Origin of the sequence: Lutibacter citreus, from assembly GCF_003260195.1 — a bacterium.
Classification (GTDB): domain Bacteria; phylum Bacteroidota; class Bacteroidia; order Flavobacteriales; family Flavobacteriaceae; genus Lutibacter; species Lutibacter citreus.
In genome coordinates this window covers 163,916-189,878 of the sequence record NZ_QEIH01000009.1, presented here as the reverse complement: position 1 = coordinate 189,878, position 25,963 = coordinate 163,916, and the positions used below count along the sequence as shown (strand labels likewise).

The following is a 25,963-nucleotide window of genomic DNA, read 5'->3' as shown; positions in this document are numbered from 1 at the left end:
TTATTTTTTATAAAGTTTTTCTAAATCTTGTTTCCAAAGCTGATAAGCATCCTCATACATTTTTTTATCTTTTAAAGGATGATAAGTCATAACGTGTTCATTGTCTGAAAACGCATCATCTAATGTTTTAAAATCTCCAGTACTTACACCTGCAGCTCTTGCAGCTCCAACCGCCCCTGTAGTATCAATTATATTAATATCTGTACCAACTAAGGTTGCAATGGTATTTGAAAATATTTCTGAACGGAATAAATTATCATTTCCGGCTCTAATTGCCGATAAATCAACTCCATCATTTTTTAAAATATCAATTCCATACACAAAACTAAAAGCTATGCCTTCTAAAGAAGCTCTTAATAAATGTGCTTTATTATGTTTGTTGAAATTTAAATTGAATGTACTTGCTCCAGTATTTTGACTATTTAACATACGTTCAGCTCCATTTCCAAAAGGTAAAATCCTTAAACCCTCTGAACCAACAGGAATTGATTCTGCTAAATTATTCATATCATTATAAGAATCTGTTGAAGCAACAACATTTTGCTTCATCCAACTATATTGAATTCCTGCGCCATTAATACACAACAGTTTTCCAATTCTTGGAGCTTCGGTAGTATAATTTACATGTGCAAAATTGTTTATTCTTGAACTTTCTTGAGTTTTTGTACTATCTGTAATTGCATAAACAACTCCTGATGTACCTCCAGTTGCAGCAATTTCACCTGGATGAAAAGCATTTAATGAAAGTGCGTTATTTGGTTGATCTCCTGCTCTGTATAAAACTGGTATTCCTTCAGGTAAACCAATTTCTTCAGCTGCTTTTTTATTAACCGTTCCTTGATTTGAAAATGTTGGAACAATGGTTGGAATTACATCGGTAGAAATACCCATATATTCAAACAACCAATCTGCTAATTTATTTTGTTTAAAATCCCACATAATTCCTTCTGAAAGTCCAGAAATTGTAGTAGTTGCTTCTCCTGTTAATTTTAATGCAATAAAATCTCCTGGTAATAATAGCTTATCAACTCTATCAAAAATTTCAGGTTCGTTTTCTTTTACCCATTTCAATTTTGAAAGCGTAAAATTACCTGGTGAATTTAATAAGTTAGAAACACATTTATCTTCTCCAATTCCTTTAAAAGTATTATCCCCAATTTCAACAGCTCTACTATCACACCAAATAATTGAAGGTCTTAAAACTTCTTGATTTTTATCAACTACAACCATTCCGTGCATTTGATAAGCAATTCCAATTCCTTTTATTTTGTTTGATGCAACACCTGTTTGTATCAATAACTTTTTTGTTACTTTACCAATGTTTTTCCACCATAAATTTGGGTCTTGCTCTGCCCAACCTATTTGTTCGGCAACTATAGTCATTTCAGTTTCTGGATATTGTGCAATCCCTACTGATTTTCCTGTACTCGACTCAATCAAAGCTGCTTTGACTGATGAACTTCCTAAATCAAATCCTATATAATACATATTTTATAATGATTCCCTTATTATTAATTTTGTTGGTATATATTGCTGCATTTTCACATCATTTGTAATGAATTCTGCTGCTTTTGTTCCTAATTCTTTAAAATCTGTTGAAACCACTGAAATACCTTTATAAATAAATTTTTTCATTGGAGTTTCATTGTAAGATAAAAACCCAACATCAACTCCTGGCTCATATTCTTTATTTCTACATTGCTCTAAAAACAAACCTAAAACCCGATCACTTACGCTTATATAAACAATATTTTTTTGAATATCATATTCTTTTGAATTGGTTAAAATTTTATAATTAAAATTAAAATCTATGCAAAATTTCTTAAAATATTCAATGGTTTCTATAGTGTGATTTGTGTATTCAGGAAATAAAAAATTGATTTCCTTATACTTTCTAAATAAGTGAATTGCATCTTTTAAAGATTCGTAAAAAGCTTTTCCAAAATCCTGAAACAAATAATTATTATCTGGATTTGAATAAATATCCCAATCAATTAATAATAATTTTTCACTGTTTATTTTTGAAATAACTTTTGGAACTTCTTTATGCTCAAAGTTCATAACTATATATTTATAGTATTTTCCTTTACTGTTATTTATTATGGTTTTAAAATTTTCAATATTATAATGATGAAATTGAACATCTGTTATAACATTATCAGGTAAATTATTAATAAAAGAATGATACAATACTTCTTTATACGCCTTAAAAGTATCTAAAACTAATAATACTTTTTTGGTTTCACTTGCCACATAATACCCTTTATTAGGTACAGCATCAATAACTCCTTGTTCTTTTAAAATGGAATAGGCCTTAAAAACCGTATCTCGAGATAACTTACTTTCTTTACAAATTTTATTTACAGAAGGCAATGCATCACCAATAAGTAGTACGTTTTTTGCTATACCATTAGTGATATAATTAACTATCTGCTGATATTTTGGAATATCGCTATTATGGTTTATAGTTAAGGTAAAAACATTCTCACTCATATCGTACTGTTCTGTTCCGGTAGGTAAAAATATATAACATTTACTATATTACCAAATTTTAATTCTATTTTAATTATTAACAGAGGTTTATATTAAAAAATTCAATTAAAATAATTTTAAGATTTTACATTTAAAATATGAATTTCAATAATAAAACAAGAAGTATTTGCTCTTATAACACTTAGATAAACTATCTCACCTACTTTAAAAATCATCCATTTATAAAAAACTTATAAACACTTATTTGAGCACTTCCATCTCTCACTAAATTAATAGTAAAAGAATTCAAATTTACAGGTTGGATTATTAATAATATTGATAAAAAAAACCCACTTCTTTGAGAGGTGGGTAAATTGCTATGAAAAAGAATGAGGTTAAGAACCTCAACTATTGGTGCAAATGTAACAAAAATCACATAACGATCTTAATGTATTTATTATTTTAGAAGCTTTTTAACACACTTTTAAGAAAAAAGCATACAAAAAAGTACACAATTAATAAAAAAAAACACAAACCCTAGTATTTACTATTGTTTGTGTTTTTTAAAAGTGACCCCGGTAGGATTCAAACCTACAACCGCTGGAGCCGAAATCCAGTGCGCTATTCAGTTGCGCCACGAGGCCTTTTATTCTATTTTAAGATAGTAATTGCTTTACTATTGCTGAAATAGCTTTACCATCAGCTTTACCAGCCAATTGTTTTGAAGCCATTCCCATTACTTTTCCCATATCTTTCATTGAAGAAGCTCCAACTTTTGAAATTATTTCTCCAATAAAGCTCTTTAAATCTTCTTCACTCATTTGTTCTGGTAAAAATTGAGAAATTATCTCAACTTGTGCCAATTCTGGCTCAGCCAAATCTTTTCTACCTTGCTCTAAATAAAGTGCTGCACTATCTTTTCTTTGCTTTACTAATTTTTGAACTAGTTTTATTTCTTCTTCTTTAGATAAATCTTCAGTTGCTCCACTTTTTGTTTGAGCCAATAAAATTTCAGACTTAACTGCTCTTAGTGATTCTAAGGCAACAGAATCTTTCGATTTCATTGCTTCTTTTAATTTCACCATTATATCTTGCTGTAAACTCATAATAACTTATTTTGATTGCGAAGATAAAAAAAAAGAACCCGAAAATCTCTAATTTTCATAAAGATTTCCAGGTTCCGAGCTTAGAATTTAAATCTAAGGTTCCTGTCTTTGGGCAATATTTTTAATCTACATTATCATGTAAGAATGAATTGTTTGATCTTAATTGAATATCATCATTATCATCTATATTTAATGTAGTTCTAGATTGATTGTTTTCTGATGAATGTGATGTCTGATCTAGTTGAACTCCCATACGTTTATATGCTGGTTCTTTTTCAATCTCATCTATATTTTGATTTACTTTATTCACAAATTTGTAATTAAAGTTTTTCATTTTCTCTCTTCTTTCTTCAGCTCTTGCTTGCAACTCTGAAATAGTTAAATCAAGTGGAGAAACTTCTTTATAATCAACAACTACTTGTTCATTTACATCAATTTCTGGCTTTCTTGTTTCGGAACGAACTGTTAAATTCAACTCTTCACTAATAATTACTTCTGTTTTTTCTTCAACAACTTTCTTAGTTGCTTTAGATAAGTTTTGCTCTAACTCATTGTATTCTTCCAAAGAAAAGTATACATCTGCATCTTTCTTTATAGGCTGTTCTGTTTTAACTACTTTAGGATCTACAACTTCAATATCTTTAAGGTCCTTAATCTCTTTTCTCTGCTCTTCAACAACTGGTTTTTTCTTTAATTGAGATAGTGGAATATCAAACGTAAATTCTATTTGTTTTTCTTTCGGTTCTGGAATCTCTACTTTTTCTTCTTCATTTAATGAAGTAATAACAAAATCCTCCTCTTTTATAACTTCTGAAGATATTTCCTCATAAACAACATCAATATTTTTAACAAATTCTGTAGTTGGTATTATTTCAAAATCTTCTTCTTCCTCGCCTAAATCAAAAACAACTTTCTCATCTTCAACAGGAAGATTTACAACATTTTCAATTGTATCTGTTTTTTTACTAGTATCATTCAACTTTTTTTCAGAAAAATCAAATGAAGCTTCTTGCTCATCACCTAAAGTATGGATTATTTTTTTTGCTTCTGTATTTGAAATTTCATGTTGTTGATCTTTATTAAAACCCGTAGCAACAATTGTTACAGCAATAGAATCTCCCAAACTCTCATCTTCACCAACACCCATTATTATGTTAACGTTAGATTTTGCTTCAGTTTGAATAAAGTCATTAATTTCACCTATCTCATCAATTGTAATTTCTTCTGTTCCGGAAACAATTAATAACAATACATTTTTAGCCCCCATTATTTTGTTATCATTTAACAACGGAGAATCTAGTGCTTTTGAAATAGCTTCTTCTGATCTATTTTGACCTGAAGCTGTAGCTGACCCCATAATAGCTGTACCACTGTTAGAAAGCACTGTTTTGGCATCTTTTAAATCAATATTTTGAGTATAGTGGTGTGTTATTACTTCAGCAATACCACGAGAAGCCGTAGACAAAACTTCATCTGCCTTTGAGAATCCTGCTTTAAAACCAAGATTACCATAAACCTCACGTAATTTATTGTTATTAATCACCACTAAAGAATCAACAAACTCTCTTAAACGCTCAATTCCCTTTAGAGCTTGGTCATTACGCATTTTTCCTTCAAAAGAAAAAGGCATAGTTACAATACCAATAGTTAACAAATCTAACTCACGAGCAACCCTAGCAATTACCGGCGCAGCACCAGTTCCTGTACCACCACCCATTCCTACATTTATAAACACCATTTTAGAGTTTGTAGACAGCATATCTTTAATTTCCTGAATACTCTCCATAGCAGCTTGTTCACCCACTTCAGGATTTGCTCCCGCTCCTAACCCTTCAGTTAAGGAAGCTCCTAATTGAATTTTTGTTGGAATTGGGCTGCTTTGCAATGCCTGAGCATCGGTATTACAAACAACAAAATCAACCCCATCAATTCCTTGTAAGTACATATGGTTTACGGCATTGCTACCTCCTCCTCCTACTCCAATCACTTTTATTACGTTTGACTGGTTTTTTGGTAAATCGAATGAAATGTTACTAAAATCTGAACTGCTCATAGTATAAATTTATTGGTGTTACTTATCTTTTTCTTTCTATTTTATTTTATTCTGCATTATCTAAAAAATCTCTGAATTTATCGCCCCACTTCTCAAATATGGATTTTTTAGGCTCCTTAATATCTTCAGATTCTTCTTCAATAACTTCTTCAATCTCAGTTTCTTTAATATTCTCTGCTTCTTTGTCTTGAATATCCTTTTCTTGAGTTGATTTAATTTTCTTCTTATCTAATCGGTTTAATCCATTCATTAATAAACCTACTGCTGTTGCATATTGTGGACTTGATAAGCTTTCGTCTGAATCTCCCGCTAAATTCTCGTTAGGATATCCAATTCTAGTATCCATTCCCGTAATATATTCAACTAGCTGTTTTAAATGTTTTAATTGCGCTCCACCCCCTGTTAAAACAATTCCTGCTATCAATTTTTTCTTTGGCTCTTCGTGACCGTAATTTTTTATTTCTAAAAACACTTGTTCAATAATTTCAACAACACGTGCATGAATAATTCTTGAAAGGTTTTTTAGTGTTATTTCTTTTGGATCTCTGCCTCTTAATCCTGGAATTGAAACAATTTCATTATCCTTGTTTTCTCCTGGCCAAGCTGATCCAAATTTTGTTTTTAATAATTCAGCCTGTTTTTCTATTATTGAACAACCTTCTTTTATATCCTCTGTAATAACATTTCCTCCGAAAGGAATAACCGCCGTATGACGAATTATTCCATTTTTAAAAATTGCTAAATCTGTTGTTCCTCCTCCTATATCAATTAATGCTACTCCAGCTTCTTTTTCTTCAGTACTTAAAACAGCTTCTGCAGAAGCTAAAGGTTCTAATGTTATACCTGCTAAATTTAAACCTGCACTTTTTATACAACGCCCAACGTTTCTAATTGAAGAAACTTGTCCTACAACTACATGAAAATTAGCTTCTAATCTTCCACCATACATCCCAACAGGCTCTGTTATTTCTCCTTGTCCATCAACTTTAAATTCTTGTGGAAGTACATGAATTATTTCTTCTCCTGGCAACATTACCAATTTATGAACCTGCTTTTCTAGCATTTCAAGATCTTCATCGCTAATTACTTCTTCAGAATTAGGACGTGTAATGTAATCACTATGTTGTAGGCTTCTAATATGCTGCCCTGCTATTCCAACAACAGCTTCATCAATATTAATTCCTGAAACAGCTATTGCCTCATCTACAGCCATTTGAATTGACTGGATTGTTTGAGTAATATTATTTACAACACCACGGTGCACACCCAAACTTTTAGCCTTACCCGTTCCAAGTAATTCTATTTTCCCATATTCATTTCTACGTCCTATCATAGCAACAATCTTTGTTGTTCCTATGTCTAATCCTACTGAAATATCATTATGTTCCATACCTTACTTTTTAGTGCAAACAACCTGATTGTTGTATTTTAAATTTATTATTTTATAATCCTCTATTGTCTTGTCTGCCATTGTTTTATTAAAAAAGGCTTTTAAATTTTGAAATTTTAAATTCAAATTTTCCAAATTACCTATTTCTATTTCTTGCTCACCAATTCGCATATTTAAAACAAATTCTTTATTCGCAATTTTACGCACTCCAATAATTTGTTTTTTCAAAAAATCATCTTCTATAATTTTTGAAATTAAATGATAAATATCATCAATATCATTATCCGTAATATTTCCAGAAACTAAAATTACTCTAGCCGAATAATTATCTGATAAAGGCATTTTTTTTGCTTGTTTATCTATATAATAATCTTGGCCATGGGATATAACTCTTGCAATAGGGGTTCTTTGTTTTACAATAGTTTTAAGCAATCCATCAACTGTTAAAAAAACTGATGCATCTTCAACCATAGAATGTGACAGAACATTCTTCTCCAGTTTCTGTAAATCTATAACAGTTTTAGCTTCATTTTTAACTGTCTTTCCTTTTTGTATTAACAATTTATTAACCATTTCATAATTCATAAAAAGGTTGTTTCCCTGCTCAAATTCAACAGCTATATTAGTTACTTTTCTAGCATCATGTTTATGATGGGAAAACCCATACAAAAACACCACTAAACCTAGTAGTAATAAACCCTTTATGATATTCCAATTAACTTTCAACTGTTAAACTATTTTTTATTTTTTCTACCATTTCCCCAATATCACCTGCTCCTATTACAACGATAATTTCGGCATTACATTTCCCTATATTTTCTACTAAATTCTCTTTTGATGAAATTTGCTTGTGTTTATTATCAATTTTATCGAGCAACCAACTGGAATTCACACCTTTAATTGGCAATTCTCTTGCAGGATAAATATCTAATAAAATTAATTCATCAAATTTTGATAAACTTTGCGCAAAATCATCTACAAAATCTCTTGTTCTACTATATAAATGAGGCTGAAAAACCCCTAAAACTTTTTTATTCGGATACATTTCATTTACCGATTCAACCACCGCATTTATTTCAGTTGGATGATGCGCATAATCATCAATAAGCACTAAATTAGGAGTATTAATTTTGTAGGTAAATCGTCTTTTTATTCCTTTAAAATTTAGTAAAGCTTTGGCAATAACAGGTAATGATACTCCGTAACTATTTGCCATTGCCAAAGCTGCCACTGCATTTAGCACGTTATGTTTTCCTGGTAAATATATTTTTATATTTTCAATAGCTTCCAAAGGTGTTTTCACATCAAAAATATAAGCTCCATTTTCTATTCTAATATTGTAAGCATAATAATCTGCATCTTCATCAAGACCAAAGGTTTCTCCTTCAATTGGCAATCCTTTTTTAACAATAAGCTTATCTGATACTTTTTCGGCAAATTCTCTAAATGATTTTTCCAATTCAGAATGTTGCCCATAAATATCTAAATGATCCGCATCCATAGATGTTATACAAGCAATATTTGGGGATAATTTTAAAAATGAACGATCAAATTCATCTGCCTCTACTACTGAAACTTCACTACCTCCTAAAATTAGGTTAGAATTATAATTTTCAGAAATCCCTCCTAAAAATGAAGTTGAATTTATCTTCGCTTCTTTTAAAATATGTCCTAATATTGTTGAAGTTGTTGTTTTTCCATGAGTACCAGCAACAGCCAAACAAATTGTATTTTTTGTTATTTCGCCTAAAATTTCAGACCGTTTTAAAACTTTATAATTATTATCTAAAAAATAATTTAATTCGTTATGTTCACTTGGGATCGCCGGTGTATAAACAACTAATGTATTTTCCTTATTTTTAAATTGTATAGAAATTAAATTTACAGCATCTTCAAAGTGAATTTCAACTCCTAAATTTTGAAGGTTGTTAGTTATATTTGTTGGTGTTTTATCATAACCAGCAACATGCTTGCCAATACTATTAAAATAGATGGCAAGAGCACTCATTCCGATTCCTCCGACTCCAATGAAATAAACGTTATGTATATTTTCTAAATTCAACTAATTAATTATTAACCTTTCAATTTCTTTTACTATATCTTTTGTTGCATTTGGCAATGCCAAAGTTTTAATGTTTTTACTCAATTTATTTTGTAAATCAGTGTTATTCACTAATTCCAAGAACATAGTTTTAAACATTTCTAACTCTGTTTCTTTTAACAATAAAGCGGCATCTTTATTTACAACAGACAATGCATTTTTTGTTTGATGATCTTCAGCTACATTTGGCGAAGGAATAAATATTACTGGCTTGCCAACAATACACAATTCTGAAATAGAACTTGCCCCTGCTCTACTTATTAGAATGTCAGCAGCTGCATACGTTAAATCCATTCTATTTAGAAATGCAAAAGTTTGAACCCCTTCTAACTCTTCATATTTTTTAAATTCATCATAATACAACTTACCTGTTTGCCAAATAACTTGAACTCCATTTTCTACCAACCATTTTATATGCTTTTCAACCAAGTTATTAATTGCTCTTGCGCCTAAACTACCACCAATAACAACTAACGTTTTTTTGGTTTTATCTAATCCAAAAAACTTAATTGACTCCTCTCTTAAACTATTAACGTTCAACAAATCTTGACGCACTGGATTTCCTGTTTTCAATATCTTTTCTGAAGGAAAAAACCGTTCTAAACCATCATAGGCAACACAAATACTAGTTGCTTTTTTACTTAATAATTTATTTGTTATCCCAGGATAAGAATTCTGTTCCTGTATTAACGTTTTTACGCCTTTCATACTTGCAGCATACAATGTTGGTCCGCTGGCAAAACCACCTGTTCCAATTACAACAGTTGGTTTAAAATCTTTAATTATTTTAAAAGCATTCCACAAACTGCTTATTAGCTTAAAAGGAAATGCTAAATTTTTTAATGTTAACTTTCTTTGCAATCCGGAAATCCACAACCCTTTAATATCATATCCAGACTGTGGAACTTTTTCCATTTCCATTCTATCCTTTGCTCCAACAAACAAAAAATTTGCATCAGGATATTTTTCCTTTAGCTCATTTGCTATTGAAACAGCTGGATAAATATGACCTCCAGTTCCTCCTCCGCTCAATATGATGTTAATCGATTGCTTCATGTAATATATCTAAAGGACTCTCCTCTGTTTCTGAATTAATTATTTTCTCTTTATCTGCTGTAACACTTAATATTATTCCAATGGCAAAACACGTCATCCAAATTGACGTTCCTCCACTACTAATTAACGGTAATGTTTGCCCCGTAACAGGAAATAAATTTACTGCTACAGCCATATTAATTATCGCCTGAAAAATGATCGGCAAACCTACGCCAATTATTAGTAAAGTTGCAAATATTGTTTGTGCTTTTTTTGCAGCTACTAATATCCTGAATAACAGCAAAAAATACATTAAAATAACGGTTAAAGCACCAAATATCAAACCGTACTCTTCTACTATAATAGCAAAAATAAAGTCAGAAGATGATTGTGGTAAAAAGTTTTTTTGCACACTTTTACCTGGTCCACGACCGTGGAGACCTCCACTTGCAATTGCTATTTTTGCTTTTTCAACCTGATAACCTTCTTCGGCATTTTTATCAGAAAAATTCTCTACTCTACTTATCCAAGTATCTACCCTATTTGGCATAACGCTTGGAAATGCTTTTGCGGCTAAAACAAATACTGTTAATGCTATAATTCCCATACCAAGTATATAAGACAAATACTTAATTGGATATCCTCCAATAAATGTTACTAATAAAATCATTGAGAAAATAATTGCCGTTGTAGAAAAATTAGCTGGTAAAATACAACTCAAAATTGCGGCAACTGGCAACCATAATTGCCATAAACTTTCTTTAAAAATTATTGTTTTCTCTTTATTCTTAGCCAAATATCTAGCCACATAAACCATTAATACTAAACCTGCCAATGTTGAAGTTTGAAACCCAATACCTATCACTGGTATTTGTATCCATCTACTAGCATTAGCACCTCCTATTACGGTTCCTTTAGCTAACGTTACTATTAACAAAACAAATACAATCGGCAACATTAAAAATGAACCTCCACTAAAATATCTATATGGAATTTTATGTACTCCATATATAATTAAAAAACCAAAGAATAATAAAACAACATGTTTTATTAAGTGATATGTTGTTGTACCAGAATTTGCCACGTACACCAAATTTGTACTTGCGCTATAAACTGGCATAAATGACAAAATAGCCATAAAGCCTACAATAGCCCAAATAGTGCGATCACCCTCAATATTTTTTAATATATTTCTCATTTAAAGTTCTCTAACTGCTTTTTTAAATTGTTTACCTCTATCTTCATAACTTTCAAACAAATCAAAACTTGCACAAGCAGGTGACAATAAAACTGTATCTCCTTTTTCCGCAATTTTATAAGCTACTTTAACAGCTTCTTCAGCTCCAGCTGTTTCAACTATTAAATCTACTACATTGCTAAATGTTTGTATTATTTTTTGATTTTCAACTCCTAAGCAAATAATTGCCTTTACCTTTTCTCTTACCAAAGGCATTAAATCTAAATAATCATTTCCTTTATCTACACCTCCAACAATCCACACAGTAGGTGTTTTTACGCTATCTAATGCATAATAAGTTGCATTTACATTAGTAGCCTTTGAGTCGTTTATATAATGAACATCATTTATTTTTAAAACAGGTTCAAGTCTATGCTCTGCACCTTCAAAATCCTCAAGACTTTCTCTAATTGAGTTGTTTCTCACTTTTAATAACGAAGCAGTCATAGCCGCTGCCATAGCATTTTTCGTATTGTGCTTACCTTTTAAGGCTAATGTTGATATACCCATTATTTTATCTTCGGTTTTATATTTTATTATTATGCTATTGTCTTTTATAAATACTCCTTGCTTCAATTCCTCTGTCAACGAAAAAGGCAATAGCGTTGCTTTAACTTTATTTTCACTTAACCATTTTGCTATTTCTACATCATCATAATCATAAATCAAAAAATCATTTTCAGTTTGATTTTCAGTTACCCTAAATTTTGAATTGATATAGTTTTTATACTTATATTTATACCTATCCAAATGATCTGGAGAAATGTTTGTAATTATTGCTATATGCGGCGCAAATTTTTCAATTCCATCTAGTTGAAAACTACTCAACTCCAATACATGGATCTTAAAATTATTTTCTGCCACCTGCTCAGCAAAACTTTCTCCAATATTTCCTCCCATTCCAACATTTAAACCCGCTTTTTTCAAAATATGATTTACCAACATTGTTGTTGTAGTTTTTCCGTTTGAACCAGTTATCCCCACAATCAAACCATTGGTATATTTTGAAGCAAATTCAATTTCTGATATCACCTGAATTCCTCTTTGTTTCAAATCAATAATCATTGAAACGTCATCAGGTATTCCAGGACTTTTCATCACCACATCTGCATTAAAAATTTCAACAAGTGTGTGTTTTCCTTCTTCAAAAGAAATATTATTATTTAAAAGAACTTTTTTATATTTTTCAGCAATTGCACCTTTATCTGAAACAAAAACTTCAAACCCTTTTTGTTTTCCCAAAATAGCGGTTCCTACACCACTTTCTCCCGCTCCAAGTACAACTAGTTTCATTTACCTCAACTTTAATGTTACTATTGTTAATACCGCTAACATAATTCCAACAATCCAAAATCTTGTTACAATTTTACTTTCGTGATAACCCATTTTTTGGTAATGATGATGCAAAGGAGACATTTTAAAAATCCGTCTTCCTTCACCATATTTTTTCTTAGTATATTTAAAAAATCCTACTTGAAGGACTACCGATAAATTTTCAATTAAAAATATTCCTGCTAGAATTGGAATTAATAATTCTTTACGAACCGAAATTGCCAATACTGCTATTATCCCTCCAATTGTTAAACTCCCAGTATCTCCCATAAAAACCTGAGCAGGATATGTATTATACCATAAAAAACCTACGAGCGCACCTACAAAAGCAGCAATAAAAATCGTCATTTCTCCAGAGTTTGGTATATACATTACATCTAAATAATCTGCAAAAATTATATTCCCTGAAACCCAAGCAAATATCCCTAAGGTTAGCACAATTATAGCTGAAGTTCCTGCTGCTAAACCATCAATCCCATCAGTTAAATTTGCTCCGTTTGAAACAGCTGTAATAATAAAAATTACTACTGGAATAAATAATAACCAAGCGTAATCTCTAAGTCCATCACCTATCCAATCAAAAGCAACAGCATAATCTAATTCGTTATTTTTTAAAAATGGAATTGTTGTTTTAGTTGATTTAATTGCGTCTCCAAATAATACCGGAATACCAGCCTCAGTTTCATATTGAAATTTCTTTGGTAGTTTTTCTTTCATTGTTACATCTGGATGAAAGAACAACATTGCTCCAACAAACAAACCTAAAGTAACCTGACCTAAAACTTTGAAACGCCCTTTTAATCCTTCTTTATTTCTTCTAAAAACTTTTATATAATCATCAAGAAAACCAATAGTTCCCATCCACAAGGTTGTAACCATTAATATTATAATGTAAACATTATCTAATTTTGACAATAACAACACAGGTATTAATGTTGCAAGTATTATTATAACACCTCCCATTGTTGGAGTTCCTGCTTTTTCCACTTGACCATCAAGCCCAAGATCTCTTATAGATTCTCCAACTTGTTTACGTTGTAAATAATTAATTATTTGTTTACCATAAATTGTAGAAAATAGCAACGACAAAATAAATGCCAATGCAGAACGAAACGTAATATATTGAAACAAGCCTGCTCCAATTAAATCGTATTGTTTACCTAAAAATTCAAACAAATAATATAACATCTCTTAATTTTCTATAGCGTTTAAATATTGTGATACCTTCTCAAAATCGTTAAAATGAGTACGAACTCCATTCACCTCTTGATAAGTTTCATGTCCTTTTCCAGCGATTAAAATAATATCTCCTTTTTTAGCAAGTTTTGTAGCCGTTTTAATTGCTTGTTCTCTATCTAAAATAGTTAGTGTCTTTCTATAATTTTGAGGTTCAACACCTAATTCAATTTCATCTAAAATTGATTGCGCATCCTCACTTCTTGGATTGTCTGAAGTAAAAATAACCTGAGTACTTAGTTGAGATGCTATTCGCCCCATAATAGGACGTTTTGTTTTATCTCTATCTCCACCACATCCTACAACTGTAATAATTTCTTCGTTTCCTGTTCTAATATCATTTATTGTTTCCAATACATTTTTTAAAGCATCTGGTGTATGTGCATAATCAATAATTGCTGTTACGCCATCTTCAGAAATAAAATGTTGAAATCTTCCACTTACATTTTCTAATTCACTTATAATTCTTAAAGATTCAATTGATTCCATTCCTAAAAGTTGAGAAACTCCATAAACAGCAACTAAATTATAGGCATTAAAACTTCCAATAAGTTTTGCCCAAACTTCATTCTCATTTATGGTTAACAACAACCCTGTAAACTGACTTTCAAGAATTTTCACTTTAAAATCGGCCATTGTTTTTTGAGCATATGTATACTTTTTAGCCGTAGTATTTTGAAGCATTACCGCCCCGTTCTTATCATCAATATTCACCAATGCAAACGCATTTTTTGACATTGTATCAAAAAACATTTTTTTTACATCTCTATATTCTTTAAACGTTTTATGATAATCAAGATGGTCGTGGGTTAAGTTTGTAAACACACCCCCATCAAATTGTAATCCTTCTGTTCTTTTCTGATGTATTCCATGAGAACTAACTTCCATAAAACAAAAATCTACACCAGCTTCAACCATCTCATTTAAATAGTTATTTATAGCTAATGAATTTGGTGTAGTATGTGTAGCTGCATACTCTTGCTTATCAACCAATACTTTTACTGTTGAAAGTAACCCTGTTTTATAGCCAGCACTTTGAAATAAATTATAAAGTAACGTTGCAACAGTTGTCTTTCCGTTTGTCCCTGTAACTCCAACAAGCTTTAATTTACTAGACGGATTATCATAAAAATTAGCCGCCATTATTGCCAATGCCTCATTAGAATCATTCACCTTAATATAAACTAACTCTGAGTTTATATTTTTAGGTAAATCTTCACATACAATAACTTTAGCTCCTAATTCAATAGCTTTATCAATAAATTTATGCCCATCAAAAACAACTCCTTTTTGAGCAACAAACATATCGTTTTCCCCAACCTTTCTAGAATTGAACTGAATCTCATTAAACCCCACACTAGTGCTACCGTGAACAGCTTTAATTGAAACCTTATATAATATGTCTTTAACTATTTTCAACTATGATAATTTTATTGTAATTGTTGATCCTTTAACTATTTTTTGCCCCACTTTTAGTGATTGACCTATTACTTTTCCTACTCCTGAAAAATTAACTTTTAGTCCTAAATTTTCAAGTAAAGAAATTGCATCCATAGCAGCCATTCCTTTTACATTTGGAATTAATTTTAATTCCTTATTAGAAATCGTATAATATTTTTCAAAACTCGATTTAACACTTTTAAAATCTGGCGTTATATTGTTTATCTTATTTATAATATGATTTGTGGAATATATTTTTTGAGCAATATCTTTAAAAACAGGACCAGAAACATCAGCACCATAAAACCCTTTTTTATTATTTGGTTTATGAATAACTACAATGCACGAATACTTTGGGTTTTCAGCAGGGAAATAACCTGTAAATGAAGAGATATATTTTTTATCTTTTAACCATTTTGCATAATCTCCATAATCAACACGTGCTGTACCCGTTTTACCCGCCATTGAAAAATCTTCTGAATACAATTTTTTCCCAGTTCCTCTTTTAACTACATTTTTTAGAATCTCTCTAATTTCACCAATGGTCTTTTTTGAACATATTGCCTCATTTATTACTTCTTTTTCAAAAGACTCTACATGTTTATCCCATGAACGTATTTCTTTTACAAACCTTGGTCTAACCATCTCGCCACCATTAGCAATAGCATTATAAAAAGTTAAAGTTTGTAACGGTGTTAGTTTTAAATTATAACCATAAGCAATAGACGGCAATGCATTTTTACTCCATAATTCATGTCCAGGACTTGGAATTAACGGAGCTCCTTCACCTTTAATTGGTAGACCTAATTTTTGATTCAAATTCATTTTATACAATGCATTAATGAACTTCTCTGGTTTTTTTCCGAAATTTTCTTCAATTAATCTTGCAAATCCAATATTAGAAGACACCTCTAACGCTCTTGCTGCTGATATTTTTCCAAAACCACCGCGTTTAGAATCATTAATATACCTTCCGTACAATCTATACCTTCCTTTACCCGTATCTACAACTGTGCTTGTATCAATTGCTCCAGACTCTAAAGCAACAACCATAGACATTAGTTTAAATGCAGATCCTGGCTCATGTGATTCATAAACTGCATAATTTCGTTTTTCGTAATATTTACCTGAAGTACCCCTTCCTAAATTTGAAATTGCTTTAATTTCACCAGTATTAGTTTCCATTACTACTACACAACCATGTTCAGCCTCATAATGCTCCAACTGTCTTAATAAAGAATGATGGGCTATATCTTGAATATTCACATCAATAGTTGTTACAATATCTTTACCGTTAATTGGCTCTTTTTCATTTCTATCGTTAATTGGCTTCCATTGACCTTTTGCTATTTTTTGTTTCAATCTGAAACCATTTTTACCGATCAAGTATTTTTTATACGCTCCTTCAATTCCTGGAGCACCTCTATAATCATCGTAACCAATTGTTCTTTGAGCAACTTTACCTAAAGGATGCGCTCTTACTGTTGATTGCTCAGCTATAAAACCCCCTTTATACATTCCTAAATTAAAAATTGGAAAACTTTTAATTTTTACAAAATCTGTATAACCTAGTTTTCGAGCAATAAATAAGTATCTATTTTTAGAATTTCTTGCTTTCCTTATTTTTCGTTCCCAGTAAGTTGTTGAATTCCCTAACATTTTAGCCAAACTCGCTGATAATGCTCTAATATTTTTCTCAAACACCTCACCATTTACAGTATAAGCATCCATTCTTATTTCATATTGAGACATAGAGGTAGCTAACAAACTACCGTCAGAAGCAAAAACACTTCCTCTATTAGCATAAATTGTATCATTTCTAAGTGTCAATTTTTCTGAAAGCTCTCTATACTTATCACCTTCAGAAAATTGAATTTCAGACAACCTTACAACTATTGCCACCAAAAAAAGCAGAATGAACGCAAATACTACGTACAACTTATTTAATATGCCTTTTTTTGTTACTCCCAATTTCTTTTATTTTTTTCCTGTTACTACCCTTATTACTTGCGGTGGTTTCTCACTTGGCTTAATACCTGATTCTAACACCTTTTTCCTTATTGTTGATTCCAACCTCATTTCCATAGATATGGACCGTGTATCTAAAAATTCAGCCCTCAACTCTTTTAAATCTTTATTTAACCTTGCAATTTCCATAACCTTTTTATCTGAGCTATGTGAACTTGCAATCATCATTAACATTAAACCAACAATGAATAATATAAATTTCCAATTCTTAAAAGAATCTTTACTTATTAGAAACTCTCCCTTTAAAAAATTATATATACTAGATTTTACAGACATTAAACTATTGTTGCTATTCTTAATTTAGCACTTCGCGCTCTATTATTTATTTTAATTTCAGACGAATTAGGAACTATTAATTTCTCAACCTTCTTCATTGGCACATCTACATTACCAAACATATCTTTTTCAGGCTCCCCTTCAAACAAACCATTTCTTATAAACCTTTTCACAAGCCTATCTTCTAAGGAGTGATATGAAATAACACTTAACCTTCCATTATCAAGTAGCAGTTCTGGAATTTGTTGCAAAAACTCTTTTAACACTTCAATCTCCTGATTCACCTCAATTCGAATAGCCTGAAATATTTGAGCTAAAATTTTATGCTCAACCGCTTTCGGAACAAACTCACTTAAAACTTCTTTTAATTGAAAGCTCGTTTTAATTTTCTTTTCAGAACGGGCCTCTACAATTTTACTTGCAATTGCTCTAGAATTTCTTAATTCACCATATTGAAACAACACACTACTAATCTGCGCTTCATCATATTTATTAATAACTTCATAAGCAGATAATTCACCCGCCTGATTCATTCTCATATCTAAATCAGCATCAAAACGCGTAGAAAAACCTCTTTCAGCCTCATCAAATTGATGAGAAGAGACTCCTAAATCAGCTAAAACACCATCAACTTTTTTAATTCCATAAAACCTCAAGTATCTTTTTATAAATCTGAAATTTTGCGGAATTAACGTAAACCTCAAATCATCTATCTTATTTCGTTGCGCATCTTCATCTTGATCAAAAGCAAATAATTTACCCTTCTCTCCAAGCCTACTTAATATTTCTCGCGAGTGACCTCCGCCTCCAAACGTAACATCCACATATACGCCGTCAGGTTTAATATTTAAACCATCTACACTTTCTTTCAACAATACCGGATTATGATAGTCCATCTATATCTATTTCTGTTTCATTTCCCATTACATCTTCAGCTAAATCGGCAAAATCAACGGTTAAATCATTAATTACATTCTCATACTTTTCTTTATCCCAAACCTCAATTATATTTACACTAGAAGCCAAAACAACATTTTTTGTAATTTCTGCAAACCCTTGTAAATCTTTAGGTATTAATAACCTACCTGAAGCATCTAATTCAACAACCTTTACACCTGCTGTAAACCTTCTGATAAAATCATTATTCTTCTTAACAAATCTATTCAACTTGTTTACTTTTGCCATCAGAATATTCCATTCAGCCATCGGATACAACTCCAAACACTGCTGAAATACGGAACGTTTCAGCACAAAACCATCTTGCAAAACAGGAGCCAGTTGCTTCTTTAAAGCAGCTGCTAGCAGCAGCCTACCCTTAGCATCTGCCTTACCTTCATATGTCCCTGTTAAGTTTATCACGATAGATTATGTCTGAATTCAAAAATATAAATTTTTTCCCACTTTTTTCCACTTTTACCCACTTTGTTGATAACTTTTACCACATCATACCATTCCAAAGCTATTTTTTTGAAATTCAGGTTTTTAAATAATTAAATCCTCTCCTTGATAAAAAAGCCATATTTTAGAAAAAAAAGCTACCTTTGCAGTAAGCTTTAAATCTGAGAATTAATGAGTAGCAATCTTAAAAAAGAAGGGAAATTCAGTTACGTTGAAGCTGGTGAAGGACAACCAATAATTGTACTTCATGGCCTAATGGGAACTCTAAGTAATTTTGAAAGTGTTTTTGACCATTTTTCAAAAAATGGATACAAAGTATTAATGCCTGAATTACCAATTTATACATTACCGCTTTTAAAAACGAATGTTAAAAATTTAGCTAAGTTTTTAAAGGAATTTATGGAGTTTAAAAAAATTGAGAAAGCAATTCTTCTTGGAAACTCTTTAGGTGGCCATATAGCGTTGTATTTTACAAAACAAAACTTAAAAAACGTTGCAGGATTAGTACTAGCCGGAAGTTCTGGTTTGTATGAAAAATCTATGGGAGATACGTTCCCAAAACGTAGCAATTATGAATATATTGAAAATAAAACACAAGATGTTTTTTATGATCCGTCGGTAGCTTCAAAAGAAATGGTTGATGAAGTATTTAGCACTGTAAATAATAGGCATAAAACTATAAGAACTTTAGCCATAGCTAAAAGCGCTATAAGACATAATATGGCAAAAGATTTGGCAGACATGAATACTCCAGCATGTATTATTTGGGGAAAAAACGATTCAGTGACTCCACCAGAAGTAGCTGTTGACTTTGAAAAACTTTTACCAGACGCAAAATTATATTGGATTGACAAATGTGGACATGTACCAATGATGGAACATCCCGAAGAATTCAATAAAATTCTTGAAAATTGGCTAAAAGAGCGAAATATTTAAAAAATGAAGATAAATACAGCCAGTTTTGTAATTAGCAATTCTGACGTTTCAAAATGCCCAAAGGAAAGACTTCCTGAATATGCATTTATTGGAAGGTCTAACGTTGGTAAATCATCACTTATAAACATGCTAACAGGACAAAATAAGTTAGCTAAAACTTCAGGAAGACCTGGAAAAACACAACTTATTAATCACTTTAAAATTAACAATAATTGGTTTTTAGTTGATTTACCTGGTTATGGATATGCAAAAGTTTCTAAAAGTGTAAAAAGAACCTTCCAAAGTTTTATAAAAAACTACTTCCTTCAACGAGAGCAACTTATATGTTCTTTTGTGTTAATTGATTGCCGTCATGAGCCGCAAAAAGTAGACTTAGAATTTATGGAGTTTTTAGGTGAAAGTGAAATCCCTTTTAGTATTGTTTTTACAAAATCTGATAAACTTAAACTTTCTGAATTAAATAGAAATATTGAAAGCTATGTTAAAAAAATGACAAGCACTATTTGGCAAGAAATGCCTCCTTATTTTATTACTTCAGCAACTTCATCAAACGGAAAAGAAGAATTACTTAATTACATTGAAGAAATAAACAACGGATTGGATAAAAATCTTTAAAATGGCTTCAACCAAACAAAATTTAGAAGTTTTATTTGAAGACAACCATTTAATAATTGTCAATAAAAAATCTGGAGATATTGTACAAGGCGATAAAACCGGAGACAAACCATTAAGTGACATTGTTAAAGAATATATTAAAGAAAAATACGATAAACCTGGTAATGTTTTTTTAGGTGTTGTACACCGATTAGACAGACCAACTACAGGAATAATTGTATTTGCAAAAACTTCAAAAGCTTTAGAACGCTTCAATAAAATGTTGCGTGATAAAACTGTAAATAAAACCTATTGGGCTGTTGTAAAAAACAAACCATTAAAAACTGAAGATACACTTATTGGGTATTTAAGAAAAAATCCTAAGAACAACAAATCCACTTCTTATTCTTCTGAAATTGAAGGAAGTAAAAAAGCAATACTTCATTATAAAACAATTAAATCTTTAGATAATTACCACCTTTTAGAAGTTGATTTAGAAACTGGGAGACATCATCAAATACGTTGTCAATTATCAGCAATTGGTTCTCCTATTAAAGGTGATTTAAAATATGGTTTTAACAGAAGTAATAAAGATGCGAGTATTCATTTACACGCTCGTAAAATAAACTTTATTCACCCTGTAACTAAAGAAGAAATTAATATTACTGCTCCAACTCCAAATGAAGTTATCTGGAAAGCTTGTAATTAACAAGATACTTTTACGACTTATTCTTCGTTAAATAAAACGAACTTATATTAAATTAAGACAGAAACACCCTTAATTAATTAAATAACAGACACATACAAATGAAAAAAACATTTTTAAGTTTAGCATTATTGCTAATCACATTCGCTGGTTTTTCTCAAAACTGGAATACAAATTTTAATATAGCAAAAGAACTAGCTTCAAAAGAAAATAAAAAAATAGTATTAGTTTTTCAAGGATCCGATTGGTGTGCTCCTTGTATAAAGTTAGACAAAGAAATTTGGAGTACTCAAGAATTTAAAAATTATGCAGACAAAAATTTTGTGATGCTAAAGGCAGATTTCCCTAGAAAAAAGAAAAACAAACTTTCAGAAGAAGAAAAGAAAAGCAACCAACAATTAATGGAAAAATACAACACTAGAGGTTATTTTCCTTTTGTTGCAGTTTTAGATAAAAGTGGCAATGTTTTGGGCAATACTGGTTATAAAAAAATGAGTCCTAAAGAATATATATCTCTTCTTTCTTCATTCTAGTAAAATGAAAACATATTTAATAGTAGCAATTCTATTTTGCACTTCTATAATTTATGGACAACAGCTTCATAAAAAAACCTTTAAACTTATGGGGAGCAGGTTTGATATTACTGTATCTGCAAAAGATTCGGTTAACGCTTCAAACTATATTAATATTGCTGTAGATGAAATTTCACGAATTGAAAAATTAATATCTTCTTGGGATCCAAATTCTCAAACTTCAAAAATAATTAGTAACGCAGGAATTAAACCTGTAAAAGTGGATAAGGAGTTATTTCAATTAATTGAACGTGCGTTAGCAATTTCAAAATTAACCGATGGTGCCTTTGATATTAGCTATGCTTCTATGGATAAAATTTGGAGGTTTGATGGAAGTATGAAAACAATGCCTTCCGAAGAAGAAATTAAAGCGTCGGTATCAAAAGTTGGATTTCAACATATTATTCTTAATAAAGAAAAACAAACAGTTTTTTTAGAATTAAAAGGAATGAAAATCGGTTTTGGCGCCATAGGAAAAGGTTATGCCGCTGACAAAGCCAAACAATTATTAATTTCAAAAGGTGTAAAAGCTGGAATTATAAATGCATCTGGCGATATGAATACTTGGGGAAAGCAGCCAAATGGAAAAGATTGGATGATTGCAATTACCAACCCAATGAATAAAAACATTGCATTTGCTACTTTACCAATTAGCAACAAAGCGGTTGTTACATCTGGTAATTACGAGAAATATGTAACGTTTAACAATATTAGATACACACATATTATTGATCCAAGAACCGGTTATCCAGCTACAGATATTATAAGTGTATCCGTTTTTGCTCCAAAAGCTGAATTGGCAGACGCATTGGCAACTTCTATTTTTGTTATGGGAACCGAAGTTGGATTAAACAGAATTAATCAATTAAAAGGAATTGATTGTATTATTATTGATAGTAAAGGAAATATTCACACTTCAAACAACATAAATATAAATTAAAAATGATTAAAAAACTGAGTTTAATGGCGCTAGCCATTGGTTCTTTAACATCTTGCGTTGCTGTTAAAGAATACGAAAAAGTATATATTAATGACCCTGATATGGTGCTATCTTCAAGGAAAATTGAGAAGTTTGAAACAAGTGCACAAGTATATCGTGAAGCAGCTTCTGGTGCGAACGGAGGAAAATCTGGTGGAGGCTGCGGCTGTAATTAAAAAAATATTTATAATGAAAAAAATAACACTAATTTTAATTACACTTTTCTCAATAGCATCTTATTCACAAGAAAAAACTGCAGAGAAAACTTATAAAAAAAGGGTTTTAGAAAACACCGAAGTTGATTTTATTTCTAGTTACTATTCTCAAGATGGTGATAATGCTGCCGTAACAGGTGGTATTGGAACTGAAGAATTAACAGACATTGCAAGTACTTTAACCGTTTCTATTCCTTTAAATGATGACGATGTTTTAACTATTGATGCAACAATTTCGGCATATAGTTCAGCGTCTTCAAGTAATTTAGATCCTTTTGATGCTTCAGGAGCTTCAAATAATAACGGACATGATGACGATGATCACGATGATGATAATAATAGTTCAGGAAGTGGAGGAAGCCCTTGGGTAGAATCTTCTGGAGCTTCACAATCTGATGCTTGGGTTAATTTAACTGCTAATTACAGTCATTCTTCTGATGATAGAAATACAATTTTAGACGGAAACTTAAGTGTTTCTAAAGAATATGATTATACATCTTTTGGATTTGGAGGTAGTTTAACAAAGCTATTTAACGAAAAAAACACCGAAATTGGAGTGAAAGCAAATGTCTACTTCGATTCTTGGCAACCAGTTTTTCCAACCGAAATAGATTCATATTTAGAAGCTAATCAGAACTTAAATAACGGCTTTTTTAGTGGTATTGACATATTAGACCAAGATGGAGATTTAGTTGATAAAAACGGCTCAAACGTATGGAGCCCTTTAAACAATACACTTATTGAAGATGAATCTAGAAACACGTATTCTTTATCATTAAGTTTTTCTCAAATTATTAGTGAAAAAGCTCAATTTTCAATTTTTGCAGATATTATTCAACAAGATGGTTGGTTAGCAAACCCTATGCAACGTGTTTATTTTTCAGACAGAGATAATTATTATATAGGCAATGCTTCAAGCATTTCTAAGTACACTTCAAAGGAGAATACAGATGTTTTTCAATTAGCTGATGATATTGAACGTTTGCCTGATACTCGTTTTAAAATACCTATTGGAGCACGTTTTAATTATTATATAAATGAAGTAGTTTCTTTAAGAACATATTACCGTTATTATTATGATGATTGGGGAATTTCATCTCATACAGCTAGTCTTGAAGTACCCATTAAACTAAGTAACAAGTTTACTATTTATCCTTCATATAGATATTACAATCAAACCGCAGCAGATTATTTTGCGCCTTATGAAGAATTAGTTTCTACGAATGAATTTTATACTTCAGATTACGATTTATCTGAATTTAATTCAAACCAATATAGTTTAGGAATTTCTTATACTGATATTTTTACAAAACGTAGAATTTGGAAACTGGGTTTAAAAAGTGTTGATTTAAAATATAGTAATTACGAAAGAAATACAGGATTAAGCTCTAGTATTGTTTCTTTAGGATTTAAGTTTGTAATGGATTAAGAATGCTAAAAATACGCGAACCTGAAACAAGTTCAGAATGACGAATAAAAAAAAGAGCCTAATTAAATTAGGCTCTTTTTTTGTTTATGCCCTATTTTTCTTGGCTACAATTTCATCCAAACATAAATTACCAACACTTCCTTTATGTGTGTGATTTACCGTTTTATCAGGATTAAAATTACCTTCATTAATATTTTTTCCTACAATTTTATAAGCATCTCTAAACGGAGTTCCGTTTTGAACTAACTTATTAACTTCCTCAACACTAAATAAATACAAGTACTTTTCATCATCAACAATATTCTCTTTTACTTGAATGTTTTTTAAAGAATACGTCAGCATTTCCAAACAAGATTTTAACGTTGAAAATGAAGGAATTAAACCTTCTTTTAACAACTGTAAATCTCTATGATAACCACTTGGTAAATTATTTGAAATCATTGTAAATTCCATTGGTAACGCTTGTAACTTATTACATTTACCACGAATTAACTCAAAAACATCTGGATTTTTTTTATGAGGCATAATACTAGAACCCGTTGTTAATTCATCTGGAAAAGAAATAAAACTAAAATTCTGACTCATATACAAACAAATATCCATACTCATTTTTGCCAAAGTAGCTGCAACAGAACTTAAACCAAAAGAAACTGATTTTTCTAATTTTCCACGTCCCATTTGAGCCGCAACTGAATTAAACTTCAACGTTTCAAAATTTAATAATTTTGTTGTTTCATCTCTATCAATTGGAAAAGAACTACCATATCCTGCAGCTGAACCTAACGGATTTTGATCTGCTACTTTGTAAGCAGCTTTTAAGAAATAAATATCATCAATTAACGTTTCGGCATACGCAGAAAACCACATTCCAAAAGAAGATGGCATAGCAACTTGTAAATGCGTATAACCAGGTAATAACACATCTTTATATTGTTCTGCTAACTTTATCAACAAATCAAACAATTCATCAACTCCATCATTTATTTCAATTAAAGCATCTTTTAAATACAAATGCACATCAACTAAAACTTGGTCATTTCTTGAACGTGCTGTATGAATTTTTTTACCAGTATCTCCTAACTTTTCAGTTAGCATATACTCCACTTTAGAATGTACATCTTCAAAAGTATCTTCAATTGTAAATTCCCCTGCTTCAATTGTTTTTAAAATTGCATTTAACTCAACCTCTAAACTATTAATTTCATCAGAAGTTAATAAACCAATTTTATGCAACATTTTAGCGTGTGCTAAATTCCCAATAACATCATATTTTGCTAAAATTAAATCTAACTCTCTATCATTACCAACTGTAAAAATATCTATTTTTTTATCTGTTGAAAATCCTTTATCCCAAAGTTTCATTTTGTGTTGTTTTTAAAATATAATGGTTAATTTTTATTAAAACCACAATATATTATTTAATATCCC

The 25,963-nt window shown here is 30.7% G+C and carries 24 protein-coding genes and 1 tRNA gene; 7 read left to right on the top strand and 18 right to left on the bottom strand.

Annotated elements, in window-relative coordinates:
* The 17 genes from DAD81_RS18115 to DAD81_RS18035 form a co-directional block, all read right to left on the bottom strand.
* Positions 1–1,488, bottom strand: coding sequence for a xylulokinase (locus tag DAD81_RS18115; RefSeq protein WP_111709723.1), 1,488 nt, complete (start codon positions 1,486–1,488; stop codon positions 1–3).
* Between the two features lie 3 nt (positions 1,489–1,491).
* A complete protein-coding gene (locus tag DAD81_RS18110; protein ID WP_111709722.1) occupies positions 1,492–2,493 on the bottom strand; it encodes a GntR family transcriptional regulator in 1,002 nt (333 codons plus the stop codon).
* A gap of 549 nt (positions 2,494–3,042) precedes the next feature.
* Positions 3,043–3,116, bottom strand: a tRNA-Arg gene (locus tag DAD81_RS18105).
* 12 nt (positions 3,117–3,128) lie between these two features.
* On the bottom strand, positions 3,129–3,578 hold the full coding sequence (locus tag DAD81_RS18100; protein ID WP_111709721.1) for a GatB/YqeY domain-containing protein: 450 nt from the start codon (positions 3,576–3,578) through the stop codon (positions 3,129–3,131).
* Positions 3,579–3,699: 121 nt separating this feature from the next.
* Positions 3,700–5,631: a cell division protein FtsZ gene (gene ftsZ, locus DAD81_RS18095; protein WP_111709720.1), complete on the bottom strand. Its 1,932-nt coding sequence runs from the start codon at positions 5,629–5,631 to the stop codon at positions 3,700–3,702.
* A 46-nt stretch (positions 5,632–5,677) separates the two neighbouring features.
* A complete protein-coding gene (gene ftsA, locus DAD81_RS18090) occupies positions 5,678–7,021 on the bottom strand; it encodes a cell division protein FtsA (RefSeq protein ID WP_111709719.1) in 1,344 nt (447 codons plus the stop codon).
* Between the two features lie 3 nt (positions 7,022–7,024).
* Positions 7,025–7,747: a cell division protein FtsQ/DivIB gene (locus DAD81_RS18085; protein WP_111709718.1), complete on the bottom strand. Its 723-nt coding sequence runs from the start codon at positions 7,745–7,747 to the stop codon at positions 7,025–7,027.
* On the bottom strand, positions 7,737–9,083 hold the full coding sequence (gene murC, locus DAD81_RS18080; protein ID WP_111709717.1) for a UDP-N-acetylmuramate--L-alanine ligase: 1,347 nt from the start codon (positions 9,081–9,083) through the stop codon (positions 7,737–7,739). Before murC ends, DAD81_RS18085 begins: the two co-directional genes overlap by 11 nt.
* Positions 9,084–10,178 carry an undecaprenyldiphospho-muramoylpentapeptide beta-N-acetylglucosaminyltransferase gene (gene murG, locus DAD81_RS18075; RefSeq protein WP_111709716.1) on the bottom strand — a complete coding sequence of 365 codons (1,095 nt, stop codon included), beginning with the start codon at positions 10,176–10,178 and terminating at the stop codon, positions 9,084–9,086.
* Entirely contained in the window at positions 10,162–11,355 is a 1,194-nt protein-coding gene (locus tag DAD81_RS18070) for an FtsW/RodA/SpoVE family cell cycle protein (RefSeq protein ID WP_111709715.1), read from the bottom strand. The genes murG and DAD81_RS18070 overlap by 17 nt, the downstream gene beginning before the upstream one ends.
* Entirely contained in the window at positions 11,356–12,687 is a 1,332-nt protein-coding gene (murD, locus tag DAD81_RS18065; RefSeq protein WP_111709714.1) for a UDP-N-acetylmuramoyl-L-alanine--D-glutamate ligase, read from the bottom strand.
* Positions 12,688–13,914 (bottom strand): phospho-N-acetylmuramoyl-pentapeptide-transferase, encoded by a 1,227-nt coding sequence (mraY, locus tag DAD81_RS18060; RefSeq protein ID WP_111709713.1) that lies wholly within the window; start codon positions 13,912–13,914, stop codon positions 12,688–12,690.
* A gap of 3 nt (positions 13,915–13,917) precedes the next feature.
* Entirely contained in the window at positions 13,918–15,381 is a 1,464-nt protein-coding gene (locus DAD81_RS18055) for a UDP-N-acetylmuramoyl-L-alanyl-D-glutamate--2,6-diaminopimelate ligase (protein WP_111709712.1), read from the bottom strand.
* On the bottom strand, positions 15,382–17,304 hold the full coding sequence (locus DAD81_RS18050; protein WP_394340173.1) for a penicillin-binding protein: 1,923 nt from the start codon (positions 17,302–17,304) through the stop codon (positions 15,382–15,384). It abuts the gene before it with no gap.
* 75 nt (positions 17,305–17,379) lie between these two features.
* Positions 17,380–17,706, bottom strand: a complete 327-nt coding sequence (locus DAD81_RS18045) for an FtsL-like putative cell division protein (protein WP_111709710.1) — start codon at positions 17,704–17,706, stop codon at positions 17,380–17,382.
* Positions 17,706–18,602: a 16S rRNA (cytosine(1402)-N(4))-methyltransferase RsmH gene (gene rsmH, locus DAD81_RS18040; protein ID WP_111709709.1), complete on the bottom strand. Its 897-nt coding sequence runs from the start codon at positions 18,600–18,602 to the stop codon at positions 17,706–17,708. Before rsmH ends, DAD81_RS18045 begins: the two co-directional genes overlap by 1 nt.
* On the bottom strand, positions 18,589–19,065 hold the full coding sequence (locus DAD81_RS18035) for a division/cell wall cluster transcriptional repressor MraZ (protein ID WP_111709708.1): 477 nt from the start codon (positions 19,063–19,065) through the stop codon (positions 18,589–18,591). Before DAD81_RS18035 ends, rsmH begins: the two co-directional genes overlap by 14 nt.
* Positions 19,066–19,275: 210 nt before the next feature.
* Here DAD81_RS18035 and DAD81_RS18030 point away from each other — a divergent pair, with 210 nt between their 5' ends.
* The 7 genes from DAD81_RS18030 (at position 19,276) to DAD81_RS18000 (ending at position 24,535) form a co-directional block, all read left to right on the top strand.
* Positions 19,276–20,040 (top strand): alpha/beta fold hydrolase, encoded by a 765-nt coding sequence (locus tag DAD81_RS18030; protein ID WP_111709707.1) that lies wholly within the window; start codon positions 19,276–19,278, stop codon positions 20,038–20,040.
* A gap of 3 nt (positions 20,041–20,043) precedes the next feature.
* Positions 20,044–20,655 (top strand): ribosome biogenesis GTP-binding protein YihA/YsxC, encoded by a 612-nt coding sequence (gene yihA, locus DAD81_RS18025; RefSeq protein WP_111709706.1) that lies wholly within the window; start codon positions 20,044–20,046, stop codon positions 20,653–20,655.
* Position 20,656: 1 nt separating this feature from the next.
* Positions 20,657–21,343, top strand: coding sequence for an RluA family pseudouridine synthase (locus DAD81_RS18020; RefSeq protein WP_111709705.1), 687 nt, complete (start codon positions 20,657–20,659; stop codon positions 21,341–21,343).
* Positions 21,344–21,441: 98 nt separating this feature from the next.
* Complete coding sequence (locus tag DAD81_RS18015; RefSeq protein ID WP_111709704.1) at positions 21,442–21,873, top strand: thioredoxin family protein; 432 nt, start codon at positions 21,442–21,444, stop codon at positions 21,871–21,873.
* Between the two features lie 4 nt (positions 21,874–21,877).
* The gene (locus DAD81_RS18010) at positions 21,878–22,852 is read left to right on the top strand and encodes an FAD:protein FMN transferase (RefSeq protein ID WP_111709703.1); all 975 of its coding nucleotides are present in this window, start codon (positions 21,878–21,880) and stop codon (positions 22,850–22,852) included.
* Positions 22,853–22,854: 2 nt separating this feature from the next.
* A complete protein-coding gene (locus DAD81_RS18005) occupies positions 22,855–23,067 on the top strand; it encodes a DUF4266 domain-containing protein (protein WP_111709702.1) in 213 nt (70 codons plus the stop codon).
* Between the two features lie 13 nt (positions 23,068–23,080).
* Positions 23,081–24,535, top strand: a complete 1,455-nt coding sequence (locus DAD81_RS18000; RefSeq protein WP_111709701.1) for a DUF3570 domain-containing protein — start codon at positions 23,081–23,083, stop codon at positions 24,533–24,535.
* An 84-nt stretch (positions 24,536–24,619) separates the two neighbouring features.
* Here the strand turns inward: DAD81_RS18000 and argH are convergent, their stop codons facing one another.
* Complete coding sequence (gene argH / locus DAD81_RS17995; RefSeq protein WP_111709700.1) at positions 24,620–25,897, bottom strand: argininosuccinate lyase; 1,278 nt, start codon at positions 25,895–25,897, stop codon at positions 24,620–24,622.
* Between the last annotated feature and the right edge of the window lie 66 nt (positions 25,898–25,963).